Source organism: Mesorhizobium temperatum (assembly GCF_002284575.1).
GTDB classification, from domain to species: Bacteria; Pseudomonadota; Alphaproteobacteria; order Rhizobiales; family Rhizobiaceae; genus Mesorhizobium; species Mesorhizobium temperatum.
Genome location: NZ_NPKJ01000066.1, coordinates 239,247 through 251,732 on the forward strand (window position 1 = coordinate 239,247; position 12,486 = coordinate 251,732).

The window sequence follows — 12,486 nt, forward strand, 5'->3', positions numbered from 1 at the left end:
ATAGCTTGAACCTGCTCGCCTTGACGCCGGAAAAGCCGCCTTTGCCGATGCCCACGCGGCAGCGCTGGCAGCCTCTGCGCCTGGGCTTGGTGGAGCTCTTTCACTACGACACCGAGGAATTCTGGTTCCGCGACGGTCATCTGTTGCTGCGCGGCAATAACGGCACGGGCAAGTCCAAGGTGTTGTCGCTCACGCTGCCGCTCCTGTTCGACGCGCAGCTCAAGTCTTCCCGCGTCGAACCCGACGGCGACGGCGGCAAGAAGATGGCCTGGAACCTGCTGATGAACAGCTACGACCGGCGCATCGGCTATGCGTGGATCGAGTTCGGTCGCGTTGCGGAAGACGGCACGCCACGTTTTCTTTCGCTCGGCGCCGGCCTTCTTGCGACAGCAGGTCGTCCGCAGGTCGACAGCTGGTTCTTCCTGCTGGAAGACACCGACGACGCGCCGCGTATCAACCAGGATCTGTGGTTGACGAGTCCGCAGCGGGTAGTGCTGACCAAGGAGCGCCTGCGCGACGCGCTCGATGGCCGTGGCCAGGTGTTCGACACTGCGAGCGGCTACCGTCGCGCCGTCGACGAGCGCCTGTTCCATCTGGGCACCAAGCGCTACGACGCGTTGATGGACACGCTGATCCAGCTTCGCCAGCCGCAGCTTTCCAGAAAGCCGGACGAAACCGCGCTTTCGAATGCGCTGACCGAGGCACTTCCGCCGCTGGCGCCCGAACTGCTCGGCGACGTTGCCGAAGCGCTCGGACAGCTGGAGGAAGACCGCCGTCAGCTCGATGAATATCAAAGCCTGGCCAAGGCCGTCGGCCGTTTCGAGGAGCGTTATCGCGTCTACGCTGGCACGCAGACCCGCCGGCAGGCACGCTTGTTGCGCCAGGCACAGACGGAGTTCGACAACGCCAGCCGAGCACGAGGTGAGGCCCAGGCTCGCTTCGACGAAGCGCAAAGGCAGGAAGCGCTGGAGCGGACCGCTCATGATAGCGCCGAGATCGCGCTGACGCGCGGGCGTGCACGGCTCGACACCTTGCGCTCCGACCCGACGATGCAGGACGCCAACCGCCTCGAAAATGCCGAAAAGGAGAAGGCGGCGCGACTGCAAGCGATGCAGAGGGCCACAGCAGCCGTCGAAGAAGCGGGCCGCCGACTGGGGCTCAGCACCGAAGAAGCCGGACGCGCAACCCGGCGCGTGGAGCAGGCGGAACGCGCATTGGCTGATCTGCGCCGGGAAAGCGCAGTTCAAGCCGATGCGGCGGGCATCGCCGGCCAGCACGCTGGAAATCCCCTCGCCAAATTGGAGGCTTCCGCGCTGGTCGAACTGACGCAGCATGCTTTCGACAGGGCCTGCGCCGAGCTTCGTAACCTCGTCGCCGGCCGGCGTGAACAGATCGCGTTGCTGCGTCGCCGCCACGGCGAAGTCGCTCAGGCCGAGGCCGCCCACATGCGGCGCCGCGAAATCCGGGATGAACGGCAGGTCGAAGCCGAAGAGGCTGCCGAGCGTCGGACCCGAGCTGACGCCGAGGTCGAACGGCAAGGCCGGGACCTGGCGGAAAGCTGGGACCGCCATTTCATCGGTCTGAAGCAATTGCAGATCGACCCCGACAGCAGGTCCGCGGCATTGACGGCCCTGGCGGAATGGACAGCGTCGCTGCAAGGCGACAACCCCGCTCGCCAGCTCCTGCAATCGGCATATCAAGGAGCCAGTCTCTCTCTGACACAGCGTGGCGTGGCGCTCGACGGCCAACGACAGGCGCTGGAGATGGAATACGGCATCCTCGAAGACGAACGCGGACGCCTGGAAGCCGGCGACGACATGGCGCCGTCCCTGCCCTACACGCGCGACGCCTCTGTCCGGGACGCGCGTCAGGGTGCGCCGCTCTGGCAGGTGATCGATTTTCGTGGCGCAGTGGCCGCCCCGCAACGTGCCGGCCTTGAAGCCGCACTCGAAGCCGCCGGGTTGCTCGACGCCTGGATATCGCCCGATGGACACGTCCAGGCAGGCGACGGCGGCACCCTGCCTTACGATACCCAGGTGCTGGAACGGCAAAAGCATTCTCCATCGCTCGTCGACTGGCTGGAAGCCACCGTGCCGGCCGGCTGCGCCGTGCCGGCCAATATCATCGAGCGGGTGCTGTCTGGCATCGCCTCGGCGGATGAGGAACCTATTGATAGCGAGGCCTGGATATCCGCCGACGGCCGCTTCCGCCTCGGCGCGCTGTCCGGTGCGTGGGGCAAGCCGGAGGCGGTCTACATTGGCCACGCGGCCCGCGCCGCAGCCCGCGAGCGGCGGTTGGCCGAGATTGCCGGCCGCCTTGCGCAACTCTCCGATGAGTTGGCGGCCGTGCGAGGCAAAGCGGAGCAGCTCGCGCTGGATCGCGAACAGGCCGACGAAGAATGGCGCCTTGCGCCTTCTGACGAGATATTGCGGCGCGCTCATATGGCCGCTACCGCCGCTGCCGACGCCGCGCGCCTGGCCAGCGAAAAACTGACCGAAGCGGATACGCGCTGCCGCGAGGCCGAACAGGCGCTCAAGGCCTTGCGCGAACAGCTCGCCGCGGATGCCATGGACCTGCGCCTGCCCGCAACGCCCGATGCGCTGCCCACCGTCGAAGCGGCGCTGGATCATTACCGCGATGCACAGGCCCGGCTCGAGCAAGCAGCTCACGAGGTTTGTCTGGCACTGCCCGAGTCGCAACGGCAGCATGCTCGCGAGCGTGAGGCGCGCAACGACGTGCAGCAGCGCGAAGAGGAACTCGTGGCGGCCCGCATTGAAACGGAAGACGCCACTGCCCGGCTCGAGCTGCTGCGGGAAACGGTCGGCGCCAAGGTCGAGGAACTGCAGCGAAGGCTGACCGATGCCCGCCGCGCCGTCGAAACCGGCGAAGCCGAGCTGAAGCTCGCCGGCGATACATTGCGCAAAGCGGGAGAGGCACGCGCGGTCACCGGGCAACGGGCAGAGACAGCGAACGCCGTCCTTCAGGAACGCGGCGAAGCACGCGCCCAGATGATCTCCAGATTTCAGCAGTTTGCAGGCACCGGCCTGCTATCTGCGGGGCTGCCGCATATCGAACTGCCTGACATCGGCAACCCGTGGACGATCGACCCGGCGCTGACGCTGGCCAGACGCGCGGAACAGGAACTGTCGAACCTCAAGGACGACGACGAGGCGTGGGCGCGCATCCAGCGGCAGATAGCCGAGGAACTGACCGAGCTGCAGCGCGCGCTCGGCGCGCTGGGCCACCAGGCCCAGGCTGATCCCAACGACTGGGGTTTCAGGGTGGATATCGTCTATCAGAACCGGCGCGAACGGCCGGACCGCCTCGCCATGCGGCTGGCCGAAGAGATCGCCCAGCGCGGCGAACTGCTCAGCGCGAACGAACGCGCCGTCCTAGAGAATCATCTGCAGGCCGAAATCGCCGCAGAGATCCAGCGCCTGTTGCAGGCCGCCGAACGCCAGGTCGATGCCATCAACGGCGAACTGCACAAGCGCCCGACCTCCACCGGCGTGCGCTATCGCCTGTTGTGGCAGCCGCTGTCCGAAGAGGAAGGCGCGCCGGTGGGTCTTGACATGGCGCGCAAGCGCCTGCTCAACACCAGCGCGGACCTTTGGTCGACAGACGATCGTCGCATCGTCGGCGCGATGCTGCAGCAGCGCATCTCCGCCGAGCGGGAGCGCGCTGATTCGATCGGTGGAAAGGACAGCGGCGGCACCTTGCTCGACCAGCTCGCCCGCGCCCTCGATTATCGCCATTGGCACCGCTTCCGCGTCGAACGCTGGCAGGAGGGCCATTGGCGCAAGCTTTCCGGACCCGCTTCAAGCGGCGAGCGGGCGCTCGGCCTCACGGTACCGCTCTTTGCCGCAGTCGCCAGCTTCTACAGCCAGAGCAGCTATGCCTTGGCCCCACGCCTGATGCTGCTCGACGAAGCCTTTGCCGGCATCGATGACACGGCGCGAGCGCATTGCATGGGGCTGATCCGCGAGTTCGATCTGGACTTCGTCATCACCAGCGAGCGCGAGTGGGCTTGTTATGCGGAGCTGCCGGGTGTCGCCATCTGCCAGTTGCAGCGGCGCGAAGGCATCGATGCCGTATTCGTCTCGCGATGGACCTGGGACGGACGAGAGAAAAAGCCCGAGGCCGATCCCGATCGCAGATTTGCGCCGGCATGAGCGATCAAGTCGACCCGCGTCTTCAACGCCTGCTCGGTGGTGACGATCTTGCCTCGCTGCGCAAGCGGCTGCGCCAACGTTTCGAGCGCGCGCCGCTCGAAGGCGCCGTCGATCATATTCGCGTCGTCGGACTCAGTGCAGAGGAACACGCTGCACTGGCGGCGCTGCTCGGTCGCGCGCAGCGCCGTTCCAAATCCCTGCAGATCGACGTCCGCCGCGTCGATGCCGACCTGCGGCGCGCCGGCATCGCCACATCGCTGCGCGATGCGTTGGAAAGGCTTGACGGCTCCATCCTTCATCTCGCCGGAGCACGCCTTCGACAGCAAACATTGTGGTCGAGCGTAATAGATGGTTGCAGCCATCCCGACTTGGCCAGACTGCTGCTGACGCCGGAAGGCATCGGCCTCGTCAAGCGGCTCGCTCGGCGGGATACGGTCGCGGCAGCGGAGCTTTGCCGGCGCGCCGAAGAGGTGCTGCAGCACCTGCCGGCTAAAGGCATAACACGTTCGCAACTGGCGGCGGGCGTGCTGGGCGATGCCCATGCGCTTGACAATGGTCGCGGGGCCGCGGCACTCGTGCTGGCGGTCTTGCGCCAGACCGCCATGCCCGCTCCTGACGCCGCAGCACCGATTGCCGACGAAGATGGCGAGACGGAACGGAAATCGAGAGAGGATGTCGTTCTGGAAGCGGCCGCCGGCGCGGAGCGGATACGCGAGACATGGGCCAGAGCAGGCGTTCTGGTCAACGAACTGGCACGCCCGGCCCTCTTCCTGAACCTGCCGACAAACGGGACCGAAAGCGACCGTTTGCCCCTGGGAGAACCGGCCTATGCATCGCTGCGATCGCTGCTGCGATCGCCGCCCCGATGGGATGTAGCGGGCCGCAACGTCTACGTCTGCGAAAATCCCAACCTGCTCGCCATCGCCGCGGACCGATGGGGGGCAGGCTGCGCCCCGCTGGTCTGTACCGAAGGGATGCCAGCCGCCGCGCAACGATGCCTTCTGGCTCAACTGGCACTGGCGGGCGCGCGGCTGCGCTATCACGGCGATTTCGACTGGCCCGGATTGCGTATCGGCAACCAGGTCATGCGAGAACATGGTGCGGAGCCATGGCGCTTTGGCGCCGCGGACTACATTGCCGCCGTGCGGACGGCGCCGGGCCTGGCGCACCCGCTTGGGGGAAAGGTGGCCGAAGCATCATGGGACGGAGCGCTGGCGCCCGCGATGCGTGAGCACTGCGTGGCCATCGCCGAAGAGGCCCTCGCCGCCTCGTTGTTGCCGGATCTCGACGATCGATAAAGCTGCATTCTTCAAAGAAGGCACGTTTTCAGAACGACAGCAGCACTTCGGACACGGCACGTTCCCAGACTCATGTCATAGAGTTGCTGCCGGGTCAGAACGTGATGCATGAAAACCTCTCGCTGAAAGTGTTAAGCGCAACACGCTGCATGACCATCTACATGGTCAGGAGCGTGACAAGGATGTGATCAATCTGGCACATGCCAAAGCCCATTTGAGCGACCTCGTGGATCGGGTCGAGGCGGGAGACTCGATCGACATCACCCGGCGGGGTAAACCGGTCGCACGGCTCACCGCCGTGGCGAAGCCGCGGCAGCGGATCGACGCGACCGTCCTGCAATCCTTGACCGCGACCATGCCGCCTCAGGCCGAGAGTTCTGCCGATCTGGTACGGTCGATGCGGGATGGCGACCGCTACTGATGCACTATCTCGACCGTCGCTGATCGTTGCCGCTCTTTCAAATGAAGCGATGACGCTGCGCGTTCAGAGCCGGCTGGCGGAGCAGGATCCGGCGCAGTTTCTGATCAGCGACTGGACCATCACCGAGATACCGTCTGCCATGGCGATCAAGCTGCGAACCGGGCAGATCAACCTGGAGCAGCGCTCGCGATGTTCCACAAGCTGGTCGCCGAGAGCTTCACCGTGCTGCCGGTCACGGGCGGGCATTTCCGCACGGCGGCAAAGTTCGCCGATCAGCATGGTCTCGGGCTTCGCGCTGGCGACGCGCTGCATCTCGCCACGGCATCGGAGCATGGCGCCACGGTGCATACGCTCGACCAAAAGCTCGCCGAGGCTGGACCGGTTCTCGGCGTGCCGACGCAATTTCTGGCATGATGCGAGCCGCGCCAGAGTCGCGCTCAGGTGACGTTGAGACATAGCCTCTCTGGGCGGAAGGTAATTTACTGTATTGGAGAATTCGAAGTCAGTCCTCGATGTGAACCTGCTTTTTCAGCAAGCCGAGCAAGAGCTCGACGTCCGTCGATGAAGCTACCCTCACCGAACCTGTTCTCGGCTGTTCTTCACCAGATCCAGCGCATTTTCGCGCGGCTGGGCAGGCTCGCGATCAGCCTTGATCTTGCTTCCTGCTTCGCCGGAAACGTCACCGGCAATCACGTGGTCGATCGGATCGCATCGAGCCGGCGATCTTTGATCCGCCTAGCTGCCTTACCCAGCCAACCACGTAACTTACATTCCCCCACTGTGCTCCACGCGATAACCTTACGCTAGCCGCCCGGTCGTCACCGAAAGCCGCAAGAAATGAGAATTGCTCAGGTCGCGCCCCTAGACGAATCGGTCCCGCCGCGCTTCTACGGGGGCACGGAACGGATCGTGTCGTTCCTCACCGAGGAGCTTGTCAGAAGAGGTCATGAGGTCTCGCTGTTCGCCAGCGGGAACTCCGTTACCACCGCCAATCTGGTGCCGCAGGGCAGCACGGCGTTGCGCCTTGACCCAAACGCGCGACGGTCTTCCATCGCCGCCCATCTCGCAATGCTGGACGAAGTGATCGTTCCGATGCGGCCGAGCTTGTCTGGGGTGATGAAATGACTCCGCGGCAAATCGCTAACGATGCCGCCCTGTAGGGCGGCGACGCGGATCTGGCTTGGACTGGAGCCGCGTTGTCGGGATCGGGAGCAGATGTGCGCACGCAAATGAACGAAGCCCTGCACGCAAACGAAGCACTGTTTGAGAATGGTCCGCCAGTCGGGCTCCAGCGGCGTCTCGGCTTCGTTAAGGGTGCTCAACTCAATGTTGGCCGCCGTGCGATGATCGTCGGTGCGGTAGGCTGGGTGCCCCTTCTCGTTTTAGCCGGCATTCAAAATGTGACTATGCACACCGACGGAATGACGCCGCTCCTTTGGGATGCGGGTATGCACGCGCGGTACCTGATCGCCGCACCACTACTCGTCTTGGGCGAAGCGCAGTGCGCATCAAGGCTCAATGCGATCGTACGGCATTTTGCCGATGCCGGGCTTATAACCGAGAAGGACCGTGGACCATATGACGCTGCCGTCGCATTGACCCGTTCGCTCCTCAATTCGAGCGCAGCGGAAATTGTCGTAATCGCTCTGGCCTATCTCCTCATGTGCGCGGTGGTGTTTTCGCTGCCGTTCGATCAGGTTCCAGTTTGGCACAAGACCGGTGGCCTTGCTCCTGCCTTCTCGCCAGCCGGCTGGTGGCACGTGCTGGTGAGCCTCCCTTTGCTCCTGACTTTGCTGCTTGGCTGGGGGTGGAGGTTTGCGCTGTGGGCGCACCTTCTGTGGCGGATCGCCCAGCTCGACCTCCGCCTCTTGGCATCCCATCCGGATGGCGCAGCGGGCCTTGCCGTGCTGGGATATTCGCTGCGGGCATTTTCCCTCATAGCGATGGCGCTTGCCACGATGGTTGCCGGACGTTCGGCGCATATTGTCTTGGTCGATGGAGCGCTGCCGAGAGAGCACACGATCTTCAGTGCCGGCCTCTTGGTGGCGGTCGGCGCCTTGTTTGCCGCGCCATTGTTCTTCTTTACGCCGATGCTGATGAGGGCGTTGCAGCGCGGCTCATTCGAATACGGCGCTCTTGCCACCCGGGTCGGGGCGGCGTTCGAAGAGAGATGGCTTGGACGAGATAGACCCGCCGACAAGTCCGCGCTCGAGAAGCCAGACTTCTCGGCGACTACCGATTTGTACGCGATCGTCGCAACTGTCTACGCACTTCGCTTAGTCCCGATCGACCTCAAAAGCATCGCCATACTCGGCGTCGCACTGCTGCTGCCTTTCGTTCCGATCGTGTTCCTGGCACTACCCATGGATGAAATCTTGGCAGGACTGAAGGGACTGCTTTTCTAGAGGTAGAATGACAATCCGACCAGGGTGGCGATACGGATTCCGCATCTCAGCATCCAAATTCTCCTTGCCTTGCAATAGCACCTGTCAGGTAGGCTGAGACTCCCGCACCTCGGCCAAATCCCGCTCGAGGAAGTAATTGAGGAACGTTCGGATCACCGCAATCGCCGCCAGTCGTCCAATGTCATCCCAGCCCGGTGCAATCGAGGTTTCTATGATGTCGGCCGCGAGCTGGAAGGTTAGGCCGGCGACCAGCCAGCGTGCATAGCGCAGCCAGACGACGCGTCCCTCCGTGCGCTTCGAAGGGACAAACATGGCGCGAATGGCGCCGACGAATGCCTCGATTGTTCCGTACACGATTGCAATGAGGGCGATTGCATCGATAAGCAGGACGGCATACCCGGTAACGACGGCAAATGCCTGTTCCATCACTCCCTCGAGCGTGAACGAACGATGCAGCGCAAGCCGAGATGGCAGGTCGAGGTATCAACTGGCTGCGACATGCGCGCTGCAGGCCGATATCGCCGACAGTAATTGGGCGCGCATAGATAAGAGCCGCCTTTGGTTACCTTGCGGGGGATCATGATCTCAGGGGTGTGGGGATCAAAGCTGGCTTCGCGCTGACCACCCCGCGGATTGTCGATCGTACAGCACGGGCTGTCGATCCGGGAGTGCTCCTGATACCAATCCGTAGTCCACTGCCAGACATTGCCCGCCATATCGTGGAGGCCGAAGCCGTTGGCCGGGAACGAACCGACCGGAGCCGTCCACTCGTAGCCATCCTCGTTGCGATTTTCATAGGGAAACTCGCCTTGCCAAGTATTGGCCAGATGCTTGCCGCCTGGCGTCAGTTCGTCCCCCCAGACAAATTCGGCGCCGTCGAGCCCACCGCGGGCTGCGAACTCCCACTCGGCTTCGGTCGGCAGTTCCTTGCCCGCCCATTTCGCATAGGCTTCGGCATCCTCGAACGCAACATGGACCACCGGGTGGTCGCCCAGTTTCTTGATGGAACTCGCCGGGCCGCGCGGATGGCGCCAATTGGCGCCGGCTACATACACCCACCAGTTGTAGGAGTTCCGGATGTCGACTTTCTGAGCCGGCTTCTTGAACATGGCGGACGACGGCACCAGGAGTTCTGGTATCGCTCCGGGGTAGTCTGCGGGATCTGCCGGACGCTCGGCGAGCGTGACATAGCCGGTCGCGGCTACGAAACGCTCGAACTCGCGGTTGGTGACGGTGTGGCGATCCATCCAGAAGCCACCCACCTTGACGCGGTGCGCCGGCGCCTCTTCCGGGTAATGCTCGTTCGAGCCCATCAAAAAAGTGCCGCCGGGAATCCACAGCATCCCTTCGAAAGGCGGCACGCCGTTATTTCGATCGCGCGTGGTCAGATCAACAGAGTCATTCACAACACGGCACCCTTTGTGTCGTCCCAGCCAGCGAAGGCGATCATCATCAACGCCATGGCGTTGATGATGATCACTGCGTGCTCTGTCATGGCGGTTAGCCACTCCTTCATCACGTTCTCCCAAGTATCTTTTTGTTAGGCCAAACGCGCCAATCGCCCGGCAGTCAATGCCGGGTGGCGCTGCCCGCCTCCCGGAACCTCATCGGTCGACCGCCGCGGTCCGTACCTTCGCCTCGTCCCCCTACCCTCCTTTCGAGGCTTCCGCCATCTTCGCGATCACCTCGTCGAGGCTGAAGCTCGCCGCCTTCTGCCGTGGCGGAAACTCCTTGAAGGTCGCCAGAAACTCTCCGACGAGGGCCTGTGCGGGCACGAGCAGGTAGATGTGTCGGAACATCCAATCGTAGTAGGTATTCGACGTGATCTGCGCATGCTCGTACGGATCCAACCGCAGATTGAAGATATATGGCGCCCGAAGCGTCACGAACGGATCTTGCCAGATCTTGAGTGTGCCCTGGACGCGCTGCTCCATGAACAGGATCTTCCAATTGTCGTAGCGGAGCGCTGCGACATCGCCATCGTCGGTGAAATAGATGAAAAGCTCGCGGGGGCTCTTCTTCTCCTTTCCTGTGAGGTAAGGCAGCAGGTTGTAGCCGTCGAGATGCACCTTGAAGGTCTTGTTGCCGATCGTGTGGCCGTTCTTCAGCTTCGCGGCAATGTCGGAGTCGCCGGCCACCGCCAGGATGGTCGGAAACCAGTCCAGGTGGCTGACGATTTCGTTTGATTCCGAGCCGGCTTTGATCATGCCGGGGAAGCGGACCATGCAGGGCACGCGATAGGCGCCCTCCCAGCTCGAGTTCTTCTCGTTCCGGAAGGGGGTATTGCCGGCATCCGGCCAGGTGTTCATGTGCGGCCCGTTGTCGGTGCTGTACTGCACGAACGTATTGTCAGCGATACCGAGCTCGTCGAGGAAGTCGAGCATCTCGCCGATGCACTTGTCGTGGTCGATCATGACGTCGTGGTACTCGGATTGCCAACGGCCGGATTGCCCGCGACTCTCTGGTTTCACATGCGTCCAAGCGTGCATGTGCGTCGTGTTGAACCAAACGAAAAACGGCTCGCCGGCGTCGTGGGCCGCCTGGATGAACTTCTTGGCCGCTGCGAGGAACTCGTCGTCGCAGGTTTCCATCCGCTTTTTGGTCAGGGCACCGGTGTTCTCGATCTTCTGGCCGCCCTTGCCATCCGCCCAGCAATGCAACACTCCGCGCGGTCCGAACTTCTTCTTGAAGTTGGGGAAGTCCTCCACATTCGGATAATCGACTTCCTCGGGTTCCTCTTCGGCGTTCAGGTGATACAGATTGCCGAAGAACTCGTCGAAGCCGTGCATCGTCGGCAGATGCTCGTCGCGGTCACCGAGGTGGTTCTTACCGAACTGGCCAGTGCGATAGCCCAGCGGCTTAAGCGCTTCGGCGATGGTGATGTCCTCGGCCTTGAGGCCAAGCTCGGCGCCGGGAAGGCCCACCTTGGTGCAGCCAGTGCGCAGGCCGCACTGGCCGGTGATGAACGACGCGCGGCCGGCGGTGCAGCTCTGCTCCGCATAGGAGTCGGTAAAGATCATGCCTTCGTTGGCGATGCGGTCAATGTTGGGCGTCCGGTAGCCCATCATGCCTTTGGTATAGCAGCTGAGATTCGACTGACCGATGTCGTCTCCCCACATGACCAGAATATTCGGTTTCTTGTCTGCCATTTTCGTCTTCTCCTATGTTTTCGTGTTGCCACTCGGATGCTGCGCCACCTTGCCTTCAGACCAACCGGAACAGCACGGCAATGAAAGTGAAAATGCCGATGAGCAACAGTACGATCGTGACGGCAAAGAGCGGCGTCTTGTGCGGGTCCTTGTCCACCCCGGCGAGCTGAGCGAACTGTTTGCTCCACAGATAACGAAGTAGCGATCGGTATTGCCACAGCGAGACAGCAAGCGCGCCCACGCCGGCGAGGATGAGCGCAAGGCCGAGAACGCGCGGCGCCTGCGGGCGAAGCGCCGGGGCGACGCCTTGCATGTCCTGAAAACGCTCGAAGAACTGGACGATCGTGAAGCCGAAGCCGATAAGCGAGACGGCCGTTCGCACCCACGACATCAGCGTGCGCTCGACGCTGAGACGCGTACGCAGCCAAGAGAAATGACTGTCCGATGTCACACGGACTTCAAATCTTGGCGGGTTCTCATCCACGGGCTGGCTCACCATTCTGATCCCCCTTGAATTCCCTATTCAACGACATTGTTTCAGCGTGCGAGATCGGCCCCAAGGCTTTTTGATCACTCATGATTTGGTCCGAGACGGCCGCTGCTCCACCAGCGCGCGATGCGCGCCGCCGGCCCCCGGATCAGGAGATAGGGAACGAAGGCGAGAACAATCGCGACGACCACAGCTTCAAACGGATAGAAGGTGCCGAGTTGCATGATTTGATAGACAGCATCCAGGATCACGGCGAGCACCATAACCTTGCCCGTCGATCTGACCCCTTCGACAAGGCGCGCGCGGCGCTCGTCAGGCTTTGACAGGACGGTCCAGAAATAAGGCGAGCGCCCGTCGCGCGCGTCCTTGATGCCGTCGCGTATCCCGAACAAAGTCGCCATCACCGGCTGAAGCAGGAACCGAAGCGCCAGTGGCCCACTCGGCCGTGCGACGAGGTCTTCCCAAAAACGTTGCAGAATGTCTTCGATTGCCATCCCTGTTCATTCCTCGTGCGAAGACGGTAGCCCACGTCCGGCTCTGCGCCTCTGGGA

9 protein-coding genes and 2 pseudogenes are annotated in these 12,486 nt (G+C 62.9%); 6 read left to right on the plus strand and 5 right to left on the minus strand.

The window, feature by feature from the left end; translation table 11 throughout:
* Window positions 1–5: 5 nt before the first annotated feature.
* From CIT26_RS25830 to CIT26_RS25855, 6 genes and pseudogenes are all read left to right on the plus strand, one after another.
* Window positions 6–4,172: a TIGR02680 family protein gene (locus tag CIT26_RS25830; protein ID WP_245319554.1), complete on the plus strand. Its 4,167-nt coding sequence runs from the start codon at window positions 6–8 to the stop codon at window positions 4,170–4,172.
* On the plus strand, window positions 4,169–5,470 hold the full coding sequence (locus CIT26_RS25835) for a TIGR02679 family protein (RefSeq protein WP_095495189.1): 1,302 nt from the start codon (window positions 4,169–4,171) through the stop codon (window positions 5,468–5,470). Before CIT26_RS25830 ends, CIT26_RS25835 begins: the two co-directional genes overlap by 4 nt.
* A gap of 184 nt (window positions 5,471–5,654) precedes the next feature.
* Window positions 5,655–5,891 carry a type II toxin-antitoxin system Phd/YefM family antitoxin gene (locus tag CIT26_RS25840; RefSeq protein WP_095495190.1) on the plus strand — a complete coding sequence of 79 codons (237 nt, stop codon included), beginning with the start codon at window positions 5,655–5,657 and terminating at the stop codon, window positions 5,889–5,891.
* Window positions 5,891–6,305: pseudogene (locus CIT26_RS25845) on the plus strand (type II toxin-antitoxin system VapC family toxin). Before CIT26_RS25840 ends, CIT26_RS25845 begins: the two are co-directional and overlap by 1 nt.
* 423 nt (window positions 6,306–6,728) lie before the next feature.
* A pseudogene (locus CIT26_RS25850) lies at window positions 6,729–6,974 on the plus strand (glycosyltransferase family 4 protein); the annotation flags it as partial.
* A 146-nt stretch (window positions 6,975–7,120) separates the two neighbouring features.
* Window positions 7,121–8,296: a hypothetical protein gene (locus CIT26_RS25855; protein ID WP_095495191.1), complete on the plus strand. Its 1,176-nt coding sequence runs from the start codon at window positions 7,121–7,123 to the stop codon at window positions 8,294–8,296.
* Between the two features lie 84 nt (window positions 8,297–8,380).
* Here CIT26_RS25855 and CIT26_RS25860 read toward each other — a convergent pair whose 3' ends face one another.
* From CIT26_RS25860 to CIT26_RS25880, 5 genes are all read right to left on the minus strand, one after another.
* Window positions 8,381–8,722, minus strand: coding sequence for a DUF1622 domain-containing protein (locus tag CIT26_RS25860; RefSeq protein WP_095495192.1), 342 nt, complete (start codon window positions 8,720–8,722; stop codon window positions 8,381–8,383).
* Window positions 8,722–9,639, minus strand: a complete 918-nt coding sequence (locus CIT26_RS25865) for a formylglycine-generating enzyme family protein (protein WP_095495256.1) — start codon at window positions 9,637–9,639, stop codon at window positions 8,722–8,724. The genes CIT26_RS25860 and CIT26_RS25865 overlap by 1 nt, the downstream gene beginning before the upstream one ends.
* 303 nt (window positions 9,640–9,942) lie before the next feature.
* A complete protein-coding gene (locus CIT26_RS25870) occupies window positions 9,943–11,445 on the minus strand; it encodes an arylsulfatase (protein WP_095495193.1) in 1,503 nt (500 codons plus the stop codon).
* 55 nt (window positions 11,446–11,500) lie between these two features.
* On the minus strand, window positions 11,501–11,944 hold the full coding sequence (locus tag CIT26_RS25875) for a YidH family protein (RefSeq protein WP_095495194.1): 444 nt from the start codon (window positions 11,942–11,944) through the stop codon (window positions 11,501–11,503).
* A gap of 71 nt (window positions 11,945–12,015) precedes the next feature.
* Entirely contained in the window at window positions 12,016–12,429 is a 414-nt protein-coding gene (locus CIT26_RS25880) for a hypothetical protein (protein WP_095495195.1), read from the minus strand.
* Between the last annotated feature and the right edge of the window lie 57 nt (window positions 12,430–12,486).

Coding starts and splice junctions, on each gene's coding strand:
- CIT26_RS25835 (WP_095495189.1), top strand. CDS start 4,169: ATGAGCGATCAAGTCGACCCGCGTCTTCAACGCCTGCTCGGTGGTGAC.
- CIT26_RS25855 (WP_095495191.1), top strand. CDS start 7,121: ATGAACGAAGCCCTGCACGCAAACGAAGCACTGTTTGAGAATGGTCCG.
- CIT26_RS25860 (WP_095495192.1), bottom strand. CDS start 8,722: ATGGAACAGGCATTTGCCGTCGTTACCGGGTATGCCGTCCTGCTTATC.
- CIT26_RS25865 (WP_095495256.1), bottom strand. CDS start 9,639: ATGCTGTGGATTCCCGGCGGCACTTTTTTGATGGGCTCGAACGAGCAT.
- CIT26_RS25870 (WP_095495193.1), bottom strand. CDS start 11,445: ATGGCAGACAAGAAACCGAATATTCTGGTCATGTGGGGAGACGACATC.
- CIT26_RS25875 (WP_095495194.1), bottom strand. CDS start 11,944: ATGGTGAGCCAGCCCGTGGATGAGAACCCGCCAAGATTTGAAGTCCGT.
- CIT26_RS25880 (WP_095495195.1), bottom strand. CDS start 12,429: ATGGCAATCGAAGACATTCTGCAACGTTTTTGGGAAGACCTCGTCGCA.